Source organism: Streptomyces sp. NPDC086554, from assembly GCF_040686095.1.
Lineage (GTDB): Bacteria > Actinomycetota > Actinomycetes > Streptomycetales > Streptomycetaceae > Streptomyces.
Genome location: NZ_JBFBJK010000036.1, coordinates 40,057 through 60,701, shown reverse-complemented (window position 1 = coordinate 60,701; position 20,645 = coordinate 40,057). Strand labels below are relative to the sequence as shown.

20 protein-coding genes and 2 pseudogenes are annotated in these 20,645 nt (G+C 71.1%); 16 read left to right on the top strand and 6 right to left on the bottom strand.

Features of this window, described 5'->3' with window-relative positions; all coding sequences use genetic code 11:
- Positions 1–101: 101 nt before the first annotated feature.
- Positions 102–215, top strand: a pseudogene (locus AB0O76_RS39285) (FAD-dependent monooxygenase); the annotation flags it as partial.
- Between the two features lie 338 nt (positions 216–553).
- Here AB0O76_RS39285 and AB0O76_RS39280 read toward each other — a convergent pair.
- Complete coding sequence (locus AB0O76_RS39280; protein ID WP_365501688.1) at positions 554–1,636, bottom strand: YncE family protein; 1,083 nt, start codon at positions 1,634–1,636, stop codon at positions 554–556.
- 149 nt (positions 1,637–1,785) lie between these two features.
- Positions 1,786–2,661, bottom strand: a complete 876-nt coding sequence (locus AB0O76_RS39275) for a LysR family transcriptional regulator (protein WP_365501686.1) — start codon at positions 2,659–2,661, stop codon at positions 1,786–1,788.
- Positions 2,662–2,817: 156 nt separating this feature from the next.
- Between AB0O76_RS39275 and AB0O76_RS39270 the strand changes: the two genes are divergently transcribed.
- A complete protein-coding gene (locus AB0O76_RS39270; RefSeq protein WP_365501728.1) occupies positions 2,818–3,735 on the top strand; it encodes an EamA family transporter in 918 nt (305 codons plus the stop codon).
- Positions 3,736–3,759: 24 nt separating this feature from the next.
- Here AB0O76_RS39270 and AB0O76_RS39265 read toward each other — a convergent pair whose 3' ends face one another.
- On the bottom strand, positions 3,760–4,380 hold the full coding sequence (locus AB0O76_RS39265; protein ID WP_365501684.1) for an L-threonylcarbamoyladenylate synthase: 621 nt from the start codon (positions 4,378–4,380) through the stop codon (positions 3,760–3,762).
- A gap of 183 nt (positions 4,381–4,563) precedes the next feature.
- On the opposite strand from AB0O76_RS39265, the gene AB0O76_RS39260 reads away from it, so the two are divergent.
- The 11 genes and pseudogenes from AB0O76_RS39260 (at position 4,564) to AB0O76_RS39210 (ending at position 12,891) form a co-directional block, all read left to right on the top strand.
- On the top strand, positions 4,564–5,223 hold the full coding sequence (locus AB0O76_RS39260) for a DMT family transporter (protein WP_365501682.1): 660 nt from the start codon (positions 4,564–4,566) through the stop codon (positions 5,221–5,223).
- A pseudogene (locus AB0O76_RS39255) lies at positions 5,220–6,283 on the top strand (M17 family peptidase N-terminal domain-containing protein). The gene AB0O76_RS39260 and the pseudogene AB0O76_RS39255 overlap by 4 nt, the downstream one beginning before the upstream one ends.
- Positions 6,280–7,209, top strand: a complete 930-nt coding sequence (locus AB0O76_RS39250) for a PhzF family phenazine biosynthesis isomerase (RefSeq protein WP_365501680.1) — start codon at positions 6,280–6,282, stop codon at positions 7,207–7,209. The pseudogene AB0O76_RS39255 and the gene AB0O76_RS39250 overlap by 4 nt, the downstream one beginning before the upstream one ends.
- 211 nt (positions 7,210–7,420) lie before the next feature.
- Positions 7,421–7,924: a methylated-DNA--[protein]-cysteine S-methyltransferase gene (locus AB0O76_RS39245; protein WP_365501678.1), complete on the top strand. Its 504-nt coding sequence runs from the start codon at positions 7,421–7,423 to the stop codon at positions 7,922–7,924.
- Between the two features lie 67 nt (positions 7,925–7,991).
- Positions 7,992–8,723: a 2OG-Fe(II) oxygenase gene (locus tag AB0O76_RS39240; protein WP_365501676.1), complete on the top strand. Its 732-nt coding sequence runs from the start codon at positions 7,992–7,994 to the stop codon at positions 8,721–8,723.
- Positions 8,724–8,733: 10 nt separating this feature from the next.
- Positions 8,734–9,033 (top strand): metal-binding protein, encoded by a 300-nt coding sequence (locus tag AB0O76_RS39235; protein ID WP_365501674.1) that lies wholly within the window; start codon positions 8,734–8,736, stop codon positions 9,031–9,033.
- Positions 9,030–9,605, top strand: coding sequence for a hypothetical protein (locus AB0O76_RS39230; protein ID WP_365501672.1), 576 nt, complete (start codon positions 9,030–9,032; stop codon positions 9,603–9,605). Before AB0O76_RS39235 ends, AB0O76_RS39230 begins: the two co-directional genes overlap by 4 nt.
- Positions 9,606–9,621: 16 nt before the next feature.
- Complete coding sequence (locus AB0O76_RS39225) at positions 9,622–10,407, top strand: SAM-dependent methyltransferase (RefSeq protein ID WP_365501670.1); 786 nt, start codon at positions 9,622–9,624, stop codon at positions 10,405–10,407.
- 69 nt (positions 10,408–10,476) lie between these two features.
- Positions 10,477–11,283 carry an alpha/beta hydrolase gene (locus AB0O76_RS39220; RefSeq protein WP_365501668.1) on the top strand — a complete coding sequence of 269 codons (807 nt, stop codon included), beginning with the start codon at positions 10,477–10,479 and terminating at the stop codon, positions 11,281–11,283.
- A gap of 165 nt (positions 11,284–11,448) precedes the next feature.
- Entirely contained in the window at positions 11,449–11,733 is a 285-nt protein-coding gene (locus AB0O76_RS39215; RefSeq protein WP_365501666.1) for a hypothetical protein, read from the top strand.
- Between the two features lie 57 nt (positions 11,734–11,790).
- Positions 11,791–12,891 carry a sulfite oxidase gene (locus AB0O76_RS39210; protein ID WP_365501664.1) on the top strand — a complete coding sequence of 367 codons (1,101 nt, stop codon included), beginning with the start codon at positions 11,791–11,793 and terminating at the stop codon, positions 12,889–12,891.
- A gap of 5 nt (positions 12,892–12,896) precedes the next feature.
- Here AB0O76_RS39210 and AB0O76_RS39205 read toward each other — a convergent pair whose 3' ends face one another.
- Entirely contained in the window at positions 12,897–13,763 is an 867-nt protein-coding gene (locus tag AB0O76_RS39205) for an AraC family transcriptional regulator (RefSeq protein ID WP_365501662.1), read from the bottom strand.
- Positions 13,764–13,879: 116 nt separating this feature from the next.
- Between AB0O76_RS39205 and AB0O76_RS39200 the strand changes: the two genes are divergently transcribed.
- On the top strand, positions 13,880–14,920 hold the full coding sequence (locus AB0O76_RS39200) for an aldo/keto reductase (protein ID WP_365501660.1): 1,041 nt from the start codon (positions 13,880–13,882) through the stop codon (positions 14,918–14,920).
- Here the strand turns inward: AB0O76_RS39200 and AB0O76_RS39195 are convergent.
- Positions 14,904–15,794, bottom strand: a complete 891-nt coding sequence (locus AB0O76_RS39195) for a serine hydrolase (protein ID WP_365501658.1) — start codon at positions 15,792–15,794, stop codon at positions 14,904–14,906. The two genes, AB0O76_RS39200 and AB0O76_RS39195, sit on opposite strands and share 17 nt — an antisense overlap.
- Positions 15,791–16,753, bottom strand: coding sequence for a LysR substrate-binding domain-containing protein (locus AB0O76_RS39190; RefSeq protein ID WP_365501656.1), 963 nt, complete (start codon positions 16,751–16,753; stop codon positions 15,791–15,793). Before AB0O76_RS39190 ends, AB0O76_RS39195 begins: the two co-directional genes overlap by 4 nt.
- Positions 16,754–16,839: 86 nt before the next feature.
- Between AB0O76_RS39190 and AB0O76_RS39185 the strand changes: the two genes are divergently transcribed.
- Positions 16,840–18,489: a penicillin-binding transpeptidase domain-containing protein gene (locus AB0O76_RS39185; protein WP_365501654.1), complete on the top strand. Its 1,650-nt coding sequence runs from the start codon at positions 16,840–16,842 to the stop codon at positions 18,487–18,489.
- A gap of 94 nt (positions 18,490–18,583) precedes the next feature.
- A complete protein-coding gene (locus AB0O76_RS39180; RefSeq protein WP_365501652.1) occupies positions 18,584–20,644 on the top strand; it encodes a pectinesterase family protein in 2,061 nt (686 codons plus the stop codon).
- Position 20,645 lies beyond the last annotated feature (1 nt).

The window sequence follows — 20,645 nt, the reverse complement described above, 5'->3', positions numbered from 1 at the left end:
CATGTCTTGCGTGGCCGGTCCTGCCCCACGGTGATGCCCGGCTCGGCTGATCGCCAACCGGGTCGCCCGGACAAACACCCTCGCCGACGGCTCCGCGTTCACCACGCCGGATCCACGCCCTGCCCGTCGGCCACCGGTGGGACCGGGTCCCGGGCGTCACCCTGCTCGGCGACGCCGCCCACTCCGACGACACCGAGGTGGCACTCGCCGCGTACGCACCGGTCACCTACGTGTGACGCCCCGTCAGGGAATGTGGGCCACCGCGGTGTAGATCCCGCTGCCTTCCGGTTCCGGACGTGCGGTGTCCTTGAACCATTCGAGGGCCGCCGCGAGGCCGGGCTCCGTGCGTGGCGAGCCAGGCGCTCGCGCGATGCATGAACGCGCGGTTCTGTCGTGCGGCGTCCTTGGACTCGGGTGGCGGCAGTCTGCCACAGCAACACGACCATGGTGACGGGGCGTTGGGACTTCCAACCGTGCAGGTCGGAGGGTGCACGGGGCGCGTCCCGCCCGGCATGCGGTGGCTGCGGGCGGGACGCGGGGTCGGTCCGTGCGATCAGCGGCCGAGGCCGATGCGGTGCACCTTGTCCTGGCCCTCGGGGCCGGTGCCGGACTTGTCGACGGCGTACGCGGTGCCGTCGGTCACCTGGATGTGGTTGGGGTTGGCGCCGGTGGCCAGGGTCTCGACGACTTTGCCCTCGCGGGGGTCGACGACGGTGATGTTTCCGGGCGTCCGGTTGGCGACCAGGACATGGCCCGAGCGCCGGTCGGTGGCGACGGACAGGGCGCCCGCGCCCGTCGGAACGGTTTTCGTGACGGCGCCCGAGCGCAGGTCGACGACCGAGAGGGCGCCGGCGGCCTGGTCGGCGGTGTAGGCGGTGCGGCCGTCCTTGGACAGCGCGATGGAGATCGGGCCGTCGCCGACCGGGATGAAGCGGGGGCTCTCGCTCTTCGGGGTGATCTCGATGATCCGGTCGTTCTGGAGGTCGGCGGCGTACGCGGCGCCGGTCTTCTCGCTCACCGCGAGGCCGGCCGGACCCGCGCCCTCGACCGTGACGCGCTTCTTCTCCTTGAACGTACGGGTGTCGAAGGCGACGACGGTGCCGTCCCCGAAGCCGCTCGCCCACGCCAGGTCGTGCTTCTCGTCCACGACGATCTCGCGGGCGTGGTTCACGCCGGGCAGCGAGGCGAGGTGCTTGCCGGTGCGCTGGCTGTAGACGGCGACGGAGTTGTCGCGGGTGTTCGTCGTCCAGACGGTGTTGTGCTCGTCGTCGACGGCGACTCCATAGACGGCCTCGACTGCGCCGGTCTCCGTGTTGGTGACGGGCGGCGTGTACGTGGCCTTGATCTGCAGCGTTCTCGGGTCGACCTTCACGAGGCTGGACGTGGTGACCGGCGGGCGGCCCACCGCCGACGTGGCCCACAGCACGTTGTTCCGCTCGGAGTACGCGGACTGGTAGAGGCTTTTGACGAGCGGCGCGGAATCGACGGTCGAGCCGGTCGAGCCGGTCGAGCCGGTCGGGGCGGACGCGTGACCGGAGTGCGCGGTCGCCGTGGCGGGCACCGCGAGCGCGCTGCCCGCGGCGAGGGCCACGGCTACCGCGGCGGTACGGCGGATACGGCGGGTGATTGAGGTCATGCTGCGTCAATCTCCTTGACAGAGGCACCTCTGAGAGAGGCGATCACTCATCAACTTAGCTTAGCCTCACCTAAGTAAATGGCGATTTGTCATGTGGCGCGCACCACAACTCGCGGGGGCGGTAGGGGTGTTGGCGTGAATGACCCGCCTCACGCCCGAGCGGACGGCCCGCCCCTTGCCCGGTAGAGATCCGTGAGGAGTGCGACGGCGGCGTGCGTCGCGGGGTGCGGGTCGTGGCGTCGCCAGATCAGCCGGACGGTGATGGGTGCGGCGTCGCGCAGCGGGCGGAAGACGACGCCGTCGCGGCGGTACTGGTTGCCGGTGCTCTCGGGGGTGAGGCCGACGCCGCGGCCCGACGCGATGATGGCGAGCCAGTCGTCGATGTCCCGTGTGTACTCCACCGTCGGACGCGTCCCCTCGGGCCACAGCTCGGCCGTGGTGGTGCCTGTGCGCCGGTCGATGAGCAGGGTCCGCTCCCGTATGTCGGCCAGCGGGATGGAGCGGCGCCTCGCCCACGGGTCGTCGGCAGCCATGGCGCAATAGCGGCGCTCCTGTCCGACCACGGCGTCGGCGAACCGGGCCTCGTCAAAGGCGGTCCGTACGACAGCGAGGTCGCACAGGCCCTCGGCGAGGCCGCCGGTCGCCGAGTTCGTGCGGATCAAGTACAGCTCGATGTCCGGGTGTTCGGCGGCCCAGCGGCGCTGGAACTCCGCGGTGTGACGGCCCATCGCCGACCAGGCGTGGCCGATACGGAGCCGGGTGTGCCCGGTGGTCGCCTCGCGGACGAGGTCATCGGCCTCCGCGAGGACGTGGCGGGCCCGGGCAAGGACCTGCACGCCGGCGGTCGTGGGCGTGACACTTCTGCTGGTGCGGTGCAGCAGCCGCACCCCGAGGGTTTCCTCGAGGCCCGCGAGGGTGCGCGAGACGGCCGCCTGGGAGACGCCGAGCTCGGCGGCGGCGTCGGTGAAGCTGCCGGTGTCGATGATGGCCACCAGGCAGCGCAGATGCCGAAGCTCCAGATCCATGACCCCAGCGTATAGATGAGCACTCACATGCATTTTGCGTATGCGTGCGGGAGGCGCATTCTGCGGTGCATGCGAAGGTCTCAAGGTGCCGACGGGCTCGGGGTGGTTGCGGGGGATCGGGCGGAAGGTTCGGCCCACCGGTTCTCGGGGACGGCCATGATGCTCGGCAGCGGTCTCTCCAACCAGGTCGGTGCCGCCACGGGCGCTCTGGCCTTCGACGCGATCGGCCCTGCCGGGGTGGTGGCCGTGCGGCAATGGGTCGCGGGCGCCCTCCTGATGGCGGTGGGCAGGCCGCGGCTGCGCGCCTTCACCTGGCGGCAGTGGTGGCCGCTGCTGTGTCTTGCGGCGGTCTTCGCCACCATGAACCTGTCGCTCTACACCGCGATCGACCGTGTGGGTCTCGGCCTCGCGGTGACCCTGGAGTTCCTCGGCCCACTGGCGGTCGCCCTGGCCGCATCGCGGCGGGCGGTGGATCTGGGGTGTGCCCTCGTCGCGGGGGCGGCGGTGGTCACGCTGGCCCGCCCGCAACCCACCACCGACTACACCGGCATCGCGCTCGGCCTGCTCGCGGCGGCGTGCTGGGCCTCGTACATCCTGCTCAACCGCACCGTCGGGGCCCGGCTGCCCGGCGTCGAGGGATCGGCGACCGCCGCGGGCATCTCCGCCCTGCTGTACCTGCCGGTCGGCATCGTGGTCCTCGCCCACCGCCCGCCGACCCTCACGGCGCTCGCCTGCGCGAGCGCCGCCGGGCTGCTGTCCTCGGCGGTGCCGTTCCTGGCCGATCTGCTGGCCCTGCGCCGCGTCGACGCCCGCTTCTTCGGGATCTTCATGAGCGTCAACCCCGTCCTCGCCGCCCTGGTCGGCCTGGTCGTCCTGGGGCAGGCCCTGGACTGGGTCGAGTGGCTCGCCATCGCGGCGATCGTCGCGGCGAACGCGGTGAGCATCCTCGTACCCGGACGGAGTTCCCGGCGCCCGGCTGTCCGGTCACGCCTGACTGTCGGGTCACGCCCGACTGTCCGGTCACGGCCGACGGCCGCGGACCGGGCGACGCACGGCGAGCCGAGCCACCACTAGGAGCGGCCACTCGCGCAGGGGCGGTTACTCGAACCGCGAGGTGTCGCCCGCGCCGCGGCGCACGATCTCTGCCTCGCCGCTGGAGAAGTCGATGACCGTGGTCGGCTTCGTGCCGCAGTCGCCGGAGTCGACGACGTCGTCCACCGCGTGGTCGAGCCGCTCCTTGATCTCCCAGCCCTGCGTCAACGGCTCGTCCTCGTCGGGCAGGAGCAGCGTGCTGGAGAGCAGCGGCTCGCCGAGCTCGGCGAGCAGGGCCTGCGTCACGACGTGGTCGGGAATCCGGACGCCGACCGTCTTCTTCTTGGGGTGCAGGAGCTGGCGCGGTACCTCCTTCGTCGCGGGCAGGATGAAGGTGTAACTGCCCGGCGTGGCCGCCTTGATCGCCCGGAACACGTCGTTGTCGACGTGCACGAACTGCCCGAGCTGCGCGAAGTTCTGGCAGACGAGTGTGAAGTGGTGACGATCGTCGAGGTTCCGGATCGTGCGGATCCGGTCGAGGCCGTCGCGGTTGCCCAGCTGGCAGCCCAGCGCGAAACAGGAATCCGTCGGGTACGCGACGAGCGCGCCGGACCGGATGTCGTCCACCACCTTGCCGATGGTGCGCTGCTGCGGATTCTCGGGGTGCACGTCGAAGTACTTCGCCATCCGCCGAGCGTACGTGATCAGGCGGCCGGTTCCGGCGCGGCGAACGGGCGTCGATCGCGGATGTAGCTCAGCTTAACGAAGGTGCAATTCTCTTTGCTTGTCCTTTCAGATCGTCGACGGCATCGTTCAAGGGGCAACGGCCCGAACGGTGCACGGACCACGGCCCGGACAAGGAGAACAAGTGTGAGCGGCGTCCCCGTGTGGTCGGTGCTCATCGGCCTCGCCATCGGCACGGAACGCGGACTGCGCCCCGTCCGCCTGGCCGGGCTCCTGCTCGGCTTCGCGGGAGTGCTGCTGATCTTCGCCCCGTGGCAGCAGTCGGGGCTCGCGAGCTGGGGCGCCCTCGCCATCGTCGGCGCGGCGGCCAGCTACGCCATCGGATTCGCGTATATGGGACACCATCTGGTCGGCAATGGCATCCCCACCATTTCCCTCTCCACGGCCCAACTCCTCGCCGCGACAGGCCTGACGACGCTGATGGTGCCGGTCGGCGGCCTCGGAACGGTCCATGTCCAGCCCAAGGCCCTGATGGCCGTCGTCGTCCTGGGGATCTTCGCCACCGGCATCACCTTCCACCTCACCTACCGGATCATCGCCGACGAGGGCGCGACCAACGCCGCGACGGTCGGCTATCTGCTGCCGGTGGTCTCCGTGGGGCTCGGCGCCGTCGTGCTCGACGAGGCCTTCAGCTTCCGCGTGGCCGCGGGCATGGTCGTCGTACTCGTCGGAGTCGGCATGACGCGACGTCAGAGCGCCGTGGTCAAAGTGCAGCACGCAGAAGTCGAAGCACAGCACGCAGAAGCGGCACAGCAAGCTGAAGCAGAACAGGACGCGGTGAAATGACCGAAGTGACGGTGACGAACTCCCTCACGGAGTCGCTGCCCGTGGACGCCATCGTGATCGGTGTCGCCCAAGGACCCAAAGGACCGAGGCACGCCTTGTGCTCGCCGTCGGCCTGGGCGAGCCCGACGCCGAAGGCGGGCACGACACCGAGGCGCTGCGCCGCGCCGCGGGCGTCGCGGCCCGGACCCTGGCCGGTGCCACGAAGGCCGTGCTTGCCCTCCCAGCCGCCACGGCCGATGCCGTGGAGGCGGTGGCGCTCGGCGGACTGCTCGGTGCGTACGCCTTCACCGCGTACCGGACCACCGGCGATGACAAGCCTCCCGTGGGCGAGTTGTCGATCCTCACCGGGCACGAGAACGCCGAGGCCGCGCTGCGCCGCGCCACGGTGATCGGCCAGGAGCTGAACCGTGCCCGTGACCTCATCAACACACCGGCCAACGACCTGTATCCGGAGAGCTTCGCCGCCACCGTGCGGGCGGTCGGGGCGGAGTTCGGCGGCATCCTCGGCGTCGGCCAGGGCTCGGTGAACCCGCCGCGCCTTGTGCGGATCGCCCACACGCACCCCCGGGCGCGGACGAGCATCGCCTTTGTGGGCAAGGGCATCACCTACGACTCGGGCGGCATCTCGCTCAAGCCCGTCGGCTTCAACGAGATCATGAAGCGCGACATGTCCGGCGGGGCCGCCGTGTTCGCCGCCGTGACGGCCGCGGCACGGCTCGACGTGGCGACCCTGACCAGCGCCATGCGGCAGGCCTGGCCGATGCCGCTGCCCGCCCAGTTGCGGGAGGGCCTCGACTCCCCGGTGGCCGACATCGCCAACCAGGGGGAGCGCATGGGAGGCGGACTCGTCGCGGGCCTGTTCCTCAAGGAGTTCGTGCCGGCCGGCACCCGCTGGGCGCATCTCGACATCGCGGGACCGGCCTTCCACGAGGGCGCTCCGTACGGCTACACGCCCCAGGGCGGCACGGGAACAGCGGTCAGGACCCTGATTCGGCTCGCGGAGGAGCTCGCCGATGCCCGCTCTTGCGGGCGCACCGAGCGATCGGACGGGCGGCGATGAGGATCCTTCACCAGGTCGACTCGTTCACCCGGACCCCGTTCACGGGCAATCCCGCCGGGGTGGTCCTCGACGCGGACGGCATGACGGACGCCGACATGCTCGCGGTCGCGCGCGAGCTCAACAACTCCGAGACGGCTTTCGTGATGCCCCCTGACGGCGCCGATCACGACGTACGCGTCCGCTTCTTCACCCCGACGACGGAAGTGCCCACCTGCGGGCACGCCACCGTGGGTGCGCACTTCGCGCGGGCCGTCGGGTACGGGCTGCCGTCGGGCTCGCTGGTGCAGAAGACGGGCGGCGGCCTTCGCCAGCGGGTGGAGATCCTCCGTGACGGCGACGGCGACGGCGACGGTGACCGCGTACGCATCGGCATGCACCAGGGCGCGGTCGACTTCGGGCCCGAACTGGACGGCAGCCAGATGGACAGGCTGCTGCGGGCACTGGGCGCGAAGAGCGGCGATCTCGCGGACATCGTGCCCGTCCAGATCGTCTCGACCGGGCACTCCAAGGTCGTCGTGGAACTCCGCGACCGCGCCGTCGTGGACGGTCTGCGACCCGACCCGGCCGCGTTGACGGCGCTCAGCCGCGAGATCGGCAGCAACGGCTGGTTCGTCTTCACCCGGGCCACCGGGGAGGCCGAACTGCTCACCTGGGCCCGGATGTTCGCCCCCGCGATCGGCATCGCCGAGGACCCGGTGACCGGCAACGGGCACGGCCCGCTCGGCGCCTATCTGGTGCACCACGGGATCGTGCCCGCACCGGGTGGCAGGCTCGAATTCACCGGCCGCCAAGGGGTGGCGATGGGGCGACCCGGTGAGGTCGGGGTGCGGGTCGACACAGGGTCCGGCTCCCGGCAGGGCGGGGAACTCCTGGTCTCGATCACGGGCGACGCGACGACGGCGTTCCGCGCGCGACTGAACGCGTAGTGGAACGCGTACTGGCCTGCGCGTGCGGGACCAGGTGGGGCGGCTGGTCCGGACGTGAGGTCCGGGTGTCCGCCGGGCGCCCCAAACCGCCGTCGACCAGCGGCGACGTACGACAAGTGCGATGTCCGAATCCCGCCAGCATCCGTGATCCCGGCACCCCACTGTGGAGGTGGAACGAAAGCGAGCGAAAGCGAAGGGAAGGGTGGCGACGATGACCGTCTACACGACCATCACCAGCCCGTTGGGCGAACTCCTGCTGGTGGGTGAGGAGACGCGCGACGGCATGACCCTGACGTCGCTCTCCGTGCCCGGGCAGAAGAACGCCCCTGCCGTGCGCACCGACTGGCGGCACGCACCCGAGCGGTTCGCGGGCGTCGCCCGGCAGCTTGCCGCGTACTTCGCCGGTGAACTCACGGAGTTCGACATCGAGTTCACCCCGAGCGGCACGGAGTTCCAGCGGCGGGTGTGGCGCGCCCTGGAGGACATCCCGTACGGCACATCGACCACGTACGGCGCTGTCGCCCAGCGGCTCGGTGTGGATCGCGGGCGCGTCCAGGCCCTGGGCGCCGCGATCGGTGCGAACCCCCTCCTGATCGTGCGGCCCTGCCACCGCGTCATCGGCGCGGACGGCTCGCTGCGCGGCTACGCCGGCGGTGTGGAGCGCAAGGTTCAGCTCCTCACCCATGAGGGCGCCCTGCAGCCCACCCTCGTCTGACGCGCCCCGGCCCCGGCCCCGGCCGGAGCCGGGGACGGCCCCTCCCCGCAACTCGAAGGACCGAACCATGACCGACACCACGCACCCCACGAGCCGCGTCATGTCACGCGTCGACGCAGGGGACTGGTCCGCGCTGACCGCCGAGCTCGACGCACACGGCCACGCACTCACCGGCCGGCTCCTGAGCGCGGGGGAGTGCCGTGAGCTCGCCGCCCTGTACGACGACGCCGACCGTTTCCGCACCACCGTCGACATGGCCCGGCACCGCTTCGGCTCCGGCCAGTACCGCTACTTCACCCACGAACTGCCCGATACGGTCCGGGAGTTGAGGGAGGCGTTCTACCCCCGGCTGCTGCCCATCGCCCGCGACTGGGCCGAAAAGCTCGGGAAGCCCGCGCCCTGGCCGGACAGCCTGGAGGAGTGGGTGGCGATGTGCCACGCGGCAGGGCAGTCCAAGTCCGCCCAGATCCTGCTGCGTTACGGCCCCGGCGACTGGAACGCCCTGCACCGCGACGTGTTCGGCGACATGCTCTTCCCGCTCCAGGTCGTCATCGGCCTCGACACCCCCGGAACCGACTTCACCGGCGGCGAGTTCATCATGACCGAGCAGCGCGCACGCGCCCAGTCACGCGGATCGGCCACGACCCTGCCGCGGGGACACGGCCTGATCTTCACCACCCGCGACCGGCCCGTGGCCTCCAAGCGCGGCTGGTCGACCGCCCCCATGCGGCACGGCGTGAGCACCGTCCGTTCCGGGCGGCGGCGCACGCTCGGCCTGGTCTTCCACGACGCGGCGTGAGGTCCCCGGCATGTACACACTCTGCGGACCGGACGGAAAGCCGTATCGCAGCAGCGCACCCGGCACGCTGGGCGGACACCGGCGCGGGCGCCTGTACGGACGCCTGGACTGCCCCTCCGCGCTGCGGGCCATCGCCCGCGGCCACTACGTCGCCCACCGGGTGTTCTTCGCCGACGAGGCCACCGCGATCGCCGCCGGACACCGGCCGTGTGCGGTGTGCCTGCCCGCCGCGTACGCCCGTTGGAAAGCCCACACGGACGCGTACGCCCGATGGAAAGCCCACACGGAAGGCGGTGCCACCGCACCATGAGCATCCTCCAGCAAAGGGAAGCCTCCCGGTCGCCCCTCATCGCCGCCGCGGAACTGGCCGCCCACCCGGACCTGCCCGTCCCCCTCGCGCACACCGAAGCCGAACTCGCAGCCCTCATCCGCCTGTTGAGCCTCCCCAAGGCACGGATCGAGACCGTCGTCATCGGGCACAGCCGAGATCCGGCCTCCCGAAGAACCGCCGGGGCCTTTGCCGCCGCCTGGACGGCACGCGGCGGCACGGTCATCGCGACGGTGCACTGGCCCGAGACGGCCGCCTCCTGGCTGCGTCCCGCGAACCGCCTGACCGCCGAACTGCCGCACGCCTGGGTGATGGCGGCCGCGCCCCTCGGCTTCGCCCAGCTCTCCCGACGCCTGCGGCACTCCACCGCATGGGACCCCGCCCGCACGTACGCCTTCGGGTCCCTCGCGGACTCACGGCTGCCCGCGCTCGCCGGTCCTGGCGTCCTTGACGGGCTGCGCGGTGCGAGCGCGGACGGCGCCATCTGGGACGTACGACGGGGATGGGTCACCTCATACGCGCCGGTCAACTCCGCTCCCCGCTCGAACGGTTGACCTGTACGCTCGGGCAATGAACGCAGAAGACGCCAGCCTCCTCATCGACACCAGCAAGCCGCACCCGGCCCGCGTCTACGACTGGCTGCTCGGCGGCAAGGACAACTACCTGGTCGATCAGGAGATGGGCGAGAAGCTGCCGCCCGAGGCGAGGGACAACGCGGCACGGAACCGGGCGTTCATGCACCGTGCCGCCGCCTGGCTCGCGCACAACGGCGTCCGCCAGTTCCTCGACATCGGCACCGGCATCCCCACCGCGCCGAACCTGCACCAGATCGTCCAGGAGATCGCCCCCGCCTCCCGGATCGTGTACGCCGACAACGACCCCATCGTGCTGCGCCACGCCGAAGCCCTCCTTGTCAGCAGTCCGGAAGGCGCCACGGACTACATCCAGGCGGATGTGCGCAGGCCCGAGGCCATCCTCGACCACGCACGCGAGTTCCTGGACTTCGGCAAGCCCGTCGCCCTGTCCCTCATCGCGCTGCTGCACTTCATCACCGACGACGAGGACCCGTACGCCGTCACCCGCACGCTCGTGGACGCCCTGCCGTCCGGCAGCTACCTGGTCCTTTCGCACGGCACCACCGACGAGCATCCCGAGCTCGTGGAGTCCGTCAAGAACACCTACAGGGAGGGGCAGGTGCCGCTGCGGATGCGGCGCCGCGAAGAGGTCGAGCCCTTCTTCGACGGCCTGGAGCTTGTCGACCCGGGTCTGGTGACGGCGACGCGCTGGTACCAGGAATCGCCCGCTCCGAAGGAGGAGTTGAGCGGCTTCTACGTCGGAGTCGCCCGCATCCCCTGACGGAGGAGCCTCGACCTGCCCCACGGCCCGCCTTTCCTTACGCTGGAAGCAGAGGTGAGGAGGGCCGTCATGCCGGCCATCGCCGTGCACAAGGCAGCACTGCGTGAGGGGCTCGTCCTTCCGTACGCCGAGGTGGGCGGCCCCGCGGGTGTGCCGGTCGTCCTGGTCCACGGCTATGTCGACTCCTGGTGGACGTTCGAGCCGCTGCTGCGGCGCATGCCCGCCTCCCTGCATGCCTACGCGCCCACGCAGCGAGGCAACGGAGACGCCGACAAGCCCCCGGACGGCTATCTCCCCGAGGACTTCGCCGCGGACCTCGTCGCCTTCATGGACGGCGTGGGGATCGAGCGCGCCGTGCTCGTCGGGGGATCGAGCGGAGGGGTGCAGGCGCGCATCGTCGCGGGCCGCTATCCCGACCGGGTGGCAGGTCTCGTACTCCTGGGTGTCCCGGTCACCCTCGCCGACAATCCCGCCGCCGGTGAGCTCTGGGAAGCCGTGCGGCACCTGGAGGACCCGGTGGACCGTGACTTCGTGGAGCGGTTCGCGCTCGGCATGACGGCCGAACCCGTCGCCCCCGGCTTCCTGGAGACCATCGTCGAGGAGAACCTGAAGGCACCGGCCCGTGTGTGGCGGGAGACGCTGCGCGGCCTCCTTGAAACCGATCTGCGCGCGACGCTGGCCGGGATTCTCGTCCCCACACTGGCCGTCTGGGGCGACCAGGACCCGATCGTGACGCGCGCGGAGCAACAGACGATCCTCGACACCGTCATCGGCTCCCGGCTGATCGTCTACGAGGGCGCGGGACACGTCGTGTACTGGGAGAGGCCGGAGCGGGTGGTGCGGGACATCGCCGACTTCGCTGGCGGCATCGGCTGACCTGCGGAGGCCGAACCCAGGCCCCGCCGCGCTCGCCCGGATCGCTTGCGGATGCCACCGGCGGACGGGCGTGCTGTGCTGGCCATGGGGCGGCGGCCGCCACGCGGCGGCCCCTTCACACACGCCCCGCATCGCACCCTCGCCATCACACAAGGAGCAGCCGCCATGGCGATCTTCATGCACGCCTCCCTCCCGGGTGTCACCACCGACCAGTACGACACCCTCAACGCGAAGCTCCAGGAAACGCCCGAGATCTTCGACGGCTGTATCGCCCACGTCTGTGTTCCGAGCAGCGACGGCCTGGACATCTACGACCTCTGGGAGTCCGAGCAGCACATGCAGGCGTTCACCGGGAAGCTGATGCCCGTCGCCGAAGGACTCGGCATGTCCGGTCCCGGAGGACAGCCCGAGACGGTCTCCGTGCACAACTACTGGATCCCCGGAACCTGAAGGCCGCGCGGAGCCGTTTGCCGTGCGGGCCCGGCCCGCACGGGCGACGATGGACGTATGGAGCGGACATCCCTCGGTGATGTCAGCACACCGGGACGCGTCGCCGCTGCCGACGAGGGCATCAGCGAGGAAGAGCTGGGCCTCGCGGCACGCAATCACGGGCTGCCGCTGGAAGCGCTGCGCTACGCCGTCACACCGCCCGGCCTCCACTACGTGCTGGTCCACTACGACATCCCCGCGGCCGACGCGGACACCTGGCGGCTCTCCGTCGGCGGCCAGGTCCGTACGCCCATGGAGCTGAGCCTCACGGAACTGCGGGCGCTGCCCGCCGTCACCCACCGGGTCACGATGGAGTGCGCGGGCAACGGTCGCGCCCGGCTCAGCCCGCGCCCGGTCAGCCAGCCCTGGCTGGTGGAGGCGGTGGGCACCGCCGACTGGACGGGCGTACCGCTGCGGACGGTGCTCGCGCAGGCGGGGGCCGAGGACGGCGCGGTCGAAGCCGTCTTCACGGGCGCGGACCACGGAGTCGAGCGCGGCGTCGAGCAGGACTACCGGCGCAGCCTGCGGCTGCCCGTGGACGCGGACGTGCTGCTTGCGTACGCGATGAACGGCGGCCCGCTGCCGCCCCAGCACGGCTACCCGCTGCGGCTCGTCGTCCCCGGCTGGTACGGCATGGCACACGTCAAATGGCTCCGCGCCGTCGAACTGACCGACACCCCGTTCACCGGCTTCCAGCAGGCCGTGGCGTACCGGTTCCGGCAGTCCTCCGACGACCCCGGCGAGCCCGTCACCCGGATCGCCCCGCGCGCCCTGCTGCTCCCGCCCGGCTTCCCGGACTTCATGTCACGCGTACGGGTCGTGAGCCCTGGCCCCGTCGATCTTGAGGGGCGTGCCTGGTCGGGGTACGGGCCGGTCACACGGGTCGAGATCAGCGCCGACGACGGCCGCACCTGGACCGACGCCGAGGTGGCGGGACGGGGCCCGCACCGCTGGGCATGGCAGGCCTGGCACACCACGTGGCACGCGGCGGCCGGATGCCACCCCTTGACCGTCCGGGCATCCGACGCCGACGGCCACACCCAGCCCCTCGAACAGCCGTGGAACCGGGGAGGTTTCGGGAACAACCTCGTGCAACGCGTCCCGGTCCTGTGCTGTTGACCGACTCATCGATCCGAGGCACGCAGACGCGTCGCGTCCTGCGCGGGCGGCAGCCCGAAAGCCCGCCGGTATTCGCGGTTGAACTGTGTCGCGCTCACATACCCGACGGCCTGAGCGGCCTGTACGGCCGTGGCGTCGCCGGCGACCAGCAGCCGTCGCGCCTCCTGCAGCCGCAGCTGCTTCTGGAACCGCAGCGGGCTCATCCCGGTGGCGGCCTTGAAGTGGCGGTGCAGGGTGGCGGTGCTCATGTGCGCCACCGCCGCGATCGCGTCGACGGCGAGCGGCTCGGCGTAGTGGGCGCAGATCCACCGGGCCGCCGCGCGCACCCGGGCCCCGCTGGAGTCCGTCAGGGTGAAATCACGGAGCAGCGGGCCGAGCGGGCTGCCGAGCAGACGGTAGAGGATCTCGCCCTCGATACGGGCCGCCAGCGGGCGGATGTCCTCGGGGGTGTCGAGGAGCCGCACCCAGCGGGTGACCGCGTCGACGATGTCCGGGGTCATAGGCGCGGTCAGCTGTCCGCCGGGAGCGGCGGGCGCAGCCGGTGCGGCGCCGTCCAGTTCGAGGAGCAGATCGGCGATGACCTGGGCGTCGAGCCGCATGACGGCGGAGCGGTAGGGCAGCTCATCGAATGTGGCGGTGACCGGCATCGCGACGGAGTTGAAGAACATCTGCCCGCGCCCGGTCACCCAGCTCCGGTCGCCCGCGACACCGCGCTTGGCGCCCTCGACGGTGAAACAGATCATCGGCTCGTACAGGAGGTCGGCGGCGGCTTCGGGCTCGTCGAGCGCGACCACGGTCAGGCGGGGCACCGCGCTGTCCGACCATGTGCCGTCGGTGTGCCGGGCGATGGCCGCCGCGAGCTGGTCCAGCATGCGGGCTCCCTTGTTCCCCGACTGCTCCCCGACTGCTCCCCGACTGAGAGGATCAGGCAAGAGTATGCGGCCGTCGCCCCATGCTGCGCGGTGCGTTCGCTCGTAGCGTCGACGGCATGACACAGACCGATGACAAGCACGGCAAGCACGACTGGCACAACAAGAACCTCCCCGAGCGCAAGCTCGGCACCCAGGGCCTGGAGGTCGGGGCGATCGGTCTCGGCACGATGGGCATGACGATGGCGTACGGCGCGGGCGACGAACCCGGCGGCATCGCCACCGTCCGCCGCGCGTACGAACTGGGCGTCACGCTCTTCGACACCGCGGAGCTGTACGGCATGGGCACCGGCAGCAACGAGCGGCTGCTCGGCCGCGCGGTCAAGGCCTTCCGCGACGACATCGTGCTCGCCACCAAGTTCGGCTTCGACATGAACGCCCCGCAGAACGCCGAGGGTTACGCGCTCAACAGCAGGCCGGAGCACATCCGCGAGGTCACCGAGAACAGCCTGCGCCACCTCGGCACCGACCGCATCGACGTGCTGTACCAGCACCGCGTCGACCCGGACGTGCCGATCGAGGACGTCGCGGGCACGATCGGCGAGCTGATCGCCGAAGGCAAGGTGCGCCATCTCGGGCTCAGCGAGGCGGGTCCGGACATCATCCGGCGCGCCCACGCCGTCCACCCGGTGTCCGTGCTGCAGACCGAGTACTCCGTGTTCGAGCGGGCCGTGGAGGCGGACGTCCTGCCCGTGGTGCGGGAACTCGGCATCGGCTTCGTCCCGTATTCGCCGCTGGGCCGCGGCTTCCTCACCGGCGCCGTGCGCCCCGCCGCCGAGTATCCCGCGGACGACATGCGCAGCTGGGACGACCGCTGGCAGCCCGGCAACTACGAGCAGAACCTGGCCGCGGTCCGCGATTTGACCGCCCTCGCCGAAGCCAAGGGCGCGGCCGTCACCCAACTGGCGCTGGCCTGGCTCCTGGCCCAGGGCGACGACATCGTGCCGATCCCGGGCACGCGTGATCCGCGGCGGCTCGAGCAGAACGTCGCGGCGGCGGACCTCACGCTCACACCGGCTGACCTGGCCCGCGTCCAGGAGATCCTGCCGCACGGCGGAGCGGGATCCCGCTACCCGGAGGCGATCATGCCGTCCTGGTGACGCCCGCGGCGCGGATCGCGTCGACGGCGATCCGGGCCGTCGTGCCGATGACCGCGTCGGCGGCGGGCAGGACGGCGGCCGTGGCGGCGGCACGGGTGAACACGGCGACCGCGTACCGGCCGCCGTCGGGGTACTCGATGACGCCGACCTCGTTGCGCAGCGTCGGCAGGCTGCCGGTCTTGCCCGCCACGTGTACGTCGTCGAAAGGGAAGCCGGAGGCCATCCGGTGCGGCCACACCTGCAGGCCGAGGACGCGGCGGATGGCCGCCCCGTGCTCGGCCGTGCAGGCCTCGTCACGCCAGACCGCGCCGAGCAGCCGGGTCATCTCGCGCGGGGTGCTGCGGTTGGAGCGGGCGGGGTCCAACGCCCGTAGCCTGCCGATGACATGAGGGTCCGTCAGGACCTGTGAGCCACCGGGACCCGTGTCCTCCCTGAGGGTGGCCAGGAGCCCGCCGAAGGTGTGCAGCGCCCGGGTGCGGTTCAGACCGAGGTCCGCGGTCGCGCGGTTGACGGCGTCGATGCCGACCCGGTCGAGCAGCAGGTCGGCGGCCGCGTTGTCGCTGACCGCCATCATCGAGTACGCGAGATCGCGCAGGGACATGCGGACGGGATCGAGCATGGCGGCGAGGCCGGTCCCGCCGGGGGCGCGGTCCGTCGGCGGGCACTCCACCTGCTCCGTGAGGTCCAGTTCTCCGGCCGCGGCCCGCTGGTGGAGGGCGACAAGGAGACAGAGCTTGTGGACGCTCGCGGTGACGACCGGATGGTCGCCGCCGGCGTCGATCTCCGCGCCGGAGTCGATGTCGCAGGCGTGCAGCCAGCCGGTGACGCCGGCTTCGGCGAACGCCGTGCGGATGCGGTTGAGGGTGTCGTTCACAGCCAGAACTCCGATGCGGGGCGCAGGTGGAGAGGTCGCGACGGCGGGTCGGCGCTCGCCCCCGCGGTGTCGCGCAGGGCGCGTGTCGCCGCGTCCGCGAAGGTGCTGACGGCGGAATCCCGGTGCCCCGCAGGCCAGGCGACGGAGTGCCGCCAGGCCAGCGGCGCACCGGTGAGGGGGCGCCAGACGACGTCCGGGTCCCGGTCGCCGGAAGGGTGGACGTCCCGTGGGCTGAAGGCGACCGCGTTCGCCGAGAGGACCAGACCCCGCACGAAGCTGGACCCCTGGCCGTGCCGGACGGTGGCGGGGGAGTAGCCGCCCCGCGCGCAGGTGGTCAGGATGTCGTCGTGCAGCGCGGGCGCCCCGGCGCGGGGGAAGAGGACCAGGTCGTATCCGCTGAGGGAGGCCAGCGGAATCTCGCCGAGCGCGGCCTGCGGTGCGGCGCGCGACAGCAGCACGCCGAGCTCCCGGCGCAGCACAGGCCCCAGTTCGAGCCCCGTGATGTCGCACGGGTGGTGGATGAGCCCGACGTCCAGATCGCGCGAGGCGAACCGGGCCAGCTGCTGGGCGGTGGACAGCTCGTGCAGTTCGAGCTCCACGCCGACGTGCCGCTGCCGGAAGTCCGCCATGATCGCGGCCACGGTCTCCCCGCCGATGTCGGCCGAGAGACCGGCCCGCAGCAGCCCGCTCTCCCCGTCCCGGATGCGGCGGGCGGTGGCCATCAGGGCATCGGACCGGGCAAGGAGCGCACGGGCCTCGTCGAGGAGCAGCACCCCGGCCTTGGTGATGGTCACCTGGCGGCTGGTGCGATCGAAGAGGCGTACCCCCAGCTCGCGTTCCAGACGCTGGATGCGCTGCGACAGCGGAGGCTGGGCCATCCCGAGACGGGCTGCGGCACGGCCGAAGTGTGACTCTTCTGCAACAGCCACAAAGCACTCCAGGTGCCGCACCAGGTCCATGAGCAGCAACGATATCCCATCTTTATCAATACGAGATTGATAATGAACTTGGACATGCGGGACGAGCGGCTGTTGTCCTTCGTCGCATGACCGACACAGGCCACCGGCCCTCCGCAACGCCATCCGTCACCACCTACCGCCGCGGACCGCGCAAGGCGGTGCGAGCCGCCGTCGCGGCCGCCGTGGCGCTCGCCGTCGTCGCGGGCGGCGCCTACGCCGCCGACCTCGGTCCCTTCGACTCCGGTCCTGACGCCCCCGATCCCGCGGCCCTGACCCAGGCCCGCGCCTTCCTCGCCGACTGGGCGGGCGACCGCCTGCCGGAAGCGGGGGAACGCACCACCAAACCGGGCGAGGCGCAGCAGGTCCTCCGCAACTTCACCGCAGGGCTCGACATCGGCAAGCCCACCCTGAGAATTGCCGCGGCCGAGGCGAAGACCGCCGAGGACGGCGTCGTCACCGTCCCCTTCACCGCCAAGATGCCCGTGGAGGGCCTCGGCACCTGGACGTACACATCACAACTGCCCCTGCGCGAGCGGGGCGGCCGCTGGCAGGTGGACTGGCGGCTTTCGCTCGTGCACCCGCACCTGAGCGGCAGCGAGAAGTTCCGTCTCGAACGTGACGACACCGAAGGACCGGGTGCCGTCGACCGCGACGGCGATCCCCTGTCGGCCGACACACATCCGTCCCTCGCCCCGGTCCTCTCCGAAGTCGCCGTGGCGTCCGGGGCCGGACCGCACGGCGCGATCCATCTCGTCGACCGGGCCTCCGGAGACGTCAGGAAGACGGAGGCCACCTTCGGCAAGAAGCCGTCACGCCCCACCGACGAGGCGGTGCGGACCACGATCGACCCCACCTGGCAGGCCGCGGCCGAGAAGGCGCTCGCCGACACGACCGACGGCAAGGACGCCGCGCTGGTCGCCCTGCGGGTCGACAACGGCGAGATCCTGGCCGTGGCGAACTCCCCGTCGGGATTCAACCGTGCCGTCTCCGGCACCTACGCGCCCGGCTCCACCTGGAAGATCGTGACCACCAGCGCGCTGCTGCTCAAGGGCGACGTCGCGCCGGAGGACACCGTGGACTGTCCCAAGTACCTGACCGTCGGCAAGGAGTTCCACAACGTGGAGACCTCCGAGCACCGCGGTGCCACCTTCCTGGAGGACTTCACGGAGTCGTGCAACACCGCCTTCATCAGCCTGCGCGGCAAGCTCGGTGACCGTGAGATGGGCGATGTCGCGGGCAAGTACTTCGGCGTCGGCCAGGAATGGCACACCGGTGTCCCGTCGTTCGACGGCTCGGTGCCCGAGCCGCGTGACGAGACGGAGAAGGCCGCCTCGATGATCGGGCAGGGCCGGGTCCTCGCCAACCCGCTGATCATGGCGTCGGTGACGGCGACCGCCGCCTCCGGGACGTTCCGCCAGCCGACGCTCGTACACGGCTCCAAGGACACGACGACCACAACGGACCCCCCCGAGAAGGTGGTCGGCGACCTGCGGACGATGATGCGCGCCACCGTCACCGACGGCACGGCCGAGCTTCTCTCCGACCTGCCCGGCGACATCGGGGCCAAGACCGGCACGGCCGAGGTCGCCGAAGGCACCCCCAACAACGGCTGGTTGGTGGCCCGCCGGGGCAATGTCGCCATCGCCTGCGTCGTCGAGAAGGGGGTCACCGGCGGACGGTCCGCGGGCCCCGTCGTGCGAAGCCTGCTGGCGTCCGTCCCCGACGACCCCTCGTGATGACGGAGCGGATCAGTTGTGGCGGCAACCTTCCGCGCGCCGGCGGCGACCGCAGCCCGAAGACATTCATCAACTTCGGGACGGAAGACGGCACATGACGTCACAACACACCAGGACACACGGCGCGCGGCACGGCAGGCGCAGAGCGGCCCTTCGCGTGGGTGTTCCGCTGGCCGTCGTCGCGGCGGCGGGGCTCGCCTACGGCGGCGCCTTCGGGGTGTTCGGCACCGACGGCGCCGACCACGCGTCCGCCGCCCCGGCACCCACCTGGGCCAAGGAAGCGGCCGACGGCTTCGCCTCCGTCGACGCGCTCGGGCAGAACGGCACCTACGGCGGGCGCGAAGGCCGGACCGTCACGGTGAAGACCCTCGCCGACCTGGAGAAGTACGCGACCGCGACCGAGCCGTACGTCATCGTCGTCGACGGCGCGATCACGATGGACCCCAAGGGCAAGGAGATCAAGGTCGCATCCGACAAGACGATCGTGGGAGCCGGGACCTCCGGCGAGATCGTCGGCGGCGGCTTCTTCCTCGGCCAGGGCGTGCACAACGTGATCATCCGCAATCTGACGATCCGTGACTCCTACGAGGGGACGTGGAACGACAAGGACCACGACTGGGACGCCGTGCAGATGGACGGCGCGCACCACGTGTGGATCGACCACAACGACCTGCGCCACATGGCCGACGGGCTCATCGACAGCCGCAAGGACACCACCTACGTCACCGTGTCCTGGAACCGTCTTGAGAACCACAACAAGGCGTTCGGCATCGGCTGGACGGAGAACGTCGCCGCCGATCTCACCGTCCACCACAACTGGATCCGCGAGACCGAGCAGCGCAACCCTTCGACGGACAACGCCGCGCACGCGCACCTCTACAACAACTACCTCCAGGACGAGCCGGGCACCGACATCACGTCCTCGTACGGGAACTACTCCCGCGGCAAGACGAAGATGCTCCTGGAGAACAGCTACTTCGAAGGCTTCAACAACCCCGTCATCAAGGACGCGACCGCCTCCGTCGTGCAGCGCGGAAACGTCTTCAAGAACACCAAGGGCCGCAACGAGAGCGGCGGGACGGCCTTCGACGCGAAGAAGTACTACGCCTACGAGCTGGACGCGGCCGCCGACGTGCCCGCCCTCGTCACGACCGGTACCGGACCGCGCGCCTCGATCGGAACCCGTACCGCGGTGGCCGCGACCACCCTCACCGTCGCCAAGGACGGCAGCGCGCAATACCGCACGGTGCAGGCCGCGGTGGACGCCGTGCCGTCCGGCAACAGCTCACCGGTCGAGATCGCCGTCGCACCCGGCACCTACCGCGAGGCGGTGAAGATCCCGGCCGACAAGCCGCACATCACCGTCCGCGGCACCGGCAAGCACGCGGCGGACGCGAAGATCGTCGAGAGCCGCTCGTCGGGCACCCCGAAGCCCGGCGGCGGCACCTACGGCACCTCCGGGAGCGCCACCTTCGCCGTGGAGGCGGACGACTTCCAGGCCCACAACCTGACCGTCGCCAACGACTTCGACGAGGCCGCCCACCAGGGCCAGGAAGGCCATCAGGCCGTGGCCCTGCGCACCGCGGCCGACAAGGTCGTGCTCCAGCACGTCGTCGTCGACGGCGACCAGGACACCCTGCTCCTCGACACCGCCGCGAAGGGCAAGCAGGGGCGCGTGTACGTCGACCGCTCCTACGTCACCGGCAACGTCGACTTCGTCTTCGGCCGGGCCACCGCCGTCATCAACCGGTCGGTCCTCACCCTGAAGAAGCGCTCGGACGGCACGTCGGCGGGCTACGTCACCGCACCGTCCACGGCTGCGGGCACCAAGGGCTTCCTGATCAACCGTTCGACGGTCGCGGGCGATGTCACCGACCGCAGCTTCCACCTGGGCAGGCCCTGGCACGCGGGCGGTGACGCGTCGCTCGACCCGCAGACCGTCGTCAGGAACACCGAGCTGAGCGCCGCGGTCAAGGCCGCGCCCTGGACGGACATGGGCGGCTTCTCCTGGAAGGACGACCGTTTCGCCGAGTACGCCAACACCGGCCCCGGCTCGGGCAAGGCCGGCGCCGACCGGCCGCACCTGACGGACGATCAGGCGACGGCGTACGAGAGTGCCGGCTGGCTCGGCGGCTGGACGCCGCCGACGTCATAGC

Excerpts from the sequence above, each read along its gene's own strand:
- AB0O76_RS39280 (WP_365501688.1), bottom strand. The coding sequence starts at position 1,636 with ATGACCTCAATCACCCGCCGTATCCGCCGTACCGCCGCGGTAGCCGTG.
- AB0O76_RS39275 (WP_365501686.1), bottom strand. The coding sequence starts at position 2,661 with ATGGATCTGGAGCTTCGGCATCTGCGCTGCCTGGTGGCCATCATCGAC.
- AB0O76_RS39270 (WP_365501728.1), top strand. The coding sequence starts at position 2,818 with ATGATGCTCGGCAGCGGTCTCTCCAACCAGGTCGGTGCCGCCACGGGC.
- AB0O76_RS39265 (WP_365501684.1), bottom strand. The coding sequence starts at position 4,380 with ATGGCGAAGTACTTCGACGTGCACCCCGAGAATCCGCAGCAGCGCACC.
- AB0O76_RS39250 (WP_365501680.1), top strand. The coding sequence starts at position 6,280 with ATGAGGATCCTTCACCAGGTCGACTCGTTCACCCGGACCCCGTTCACG.
- AB0O76_RS39245 (WP_365501678.1), top strand. The coding sequence starts at position 7,421 with ATGACCGTCTACACGACCATCACCAGCCCGTTGGGCGAACTCCTGCTG.
- AB0O76_RS39240 (WP_365501676.1), top strand. The coding sequence starts at position 7,992 with ATGACCGACACCACGCACCCCACGAGCCGCGTCATGTCACGCGTCGAC.
- AB0O76_RS39235 (WP_365501674.1), top strand. The coding sequence starts at position 8,734 with ATGTACACACTCTGCGGACCGGACGGAAAGCCGTATCGCAGCAGCGCA.
- AB0O76_RS39230 (WP_365501672.1), top strand. The coding sequence starts at position 9,030 with ATGAGCATCCTCCAGCAAAGGGAAGCCTCCCGGTCGCCCCTCATCGCC.
- AB0O76_RS39225 (WP_365501670.1), top strand. The coding sequence starts at position 9,622 with ATGAACGCAGAAGACGCCAGCCTCCTCATCGACACCAGCAAGCCGCAC.
- AB0O76_RS39220 (WP_365501668.1), top strand. The coding sequence starts at position 10,477 with ATGCCGGCCATCGCCGTGCACAAGGCAGCACTGCGTGAGGGGCTCGTC.
- AB0O76_RS39215 (WP_365501666.1), top strand. The coding sequence starts at position 11,449 with ATGGCGATCTTCATGCACGCCTCCCTCCCGGGTGTCACCACCGACCAG.
- AB0O76_RS39210 (WP_365501664.1), top strand. The coding sequence starts at position 11,791 with ATGGAGCGGACATCCCTCGGTGATGTCAGCACACCGGGACGCGTCGCC.
- AB0O76_RS39205 (WP_365501662.1), bottom strand. The coding sequence starts at position 13,763 with ATGCTGGACCAGCTCGCGGCGGCCATCGCCCGGCACACCGACGGCACA.
- AB0O76_RS39200 (WP_365501660.1), top strand. The coding sequence starts at position 13,880 with ATGACACAGACCGATGACAAGCACGGCAAGCACGACTGGCACAACAAG.
- AB0O76_RS39190 (WP_365501656.1), bottom strand. The coding sequence starts at position 16,753 with ATGGACCTGGTGCGGCACCTGGAGTGCTTTGTGGCTGTTGCAGAAGAG.
- AB0O76_RS39185 (WP_365501654.1), top strand. The coding sequence starts at position 16,840 with ATGACCGACACAGGCCACCGGCCCTCCGCAACGCCATCCGTCACCACC.
- AB0O76_RS39180 (WP_365501652.1), top strand. The coding sequence starts at position 18,584 with ATGACGTCACAACACACCAGGACACACGGCGCGCGGCACGGCAGGCGC.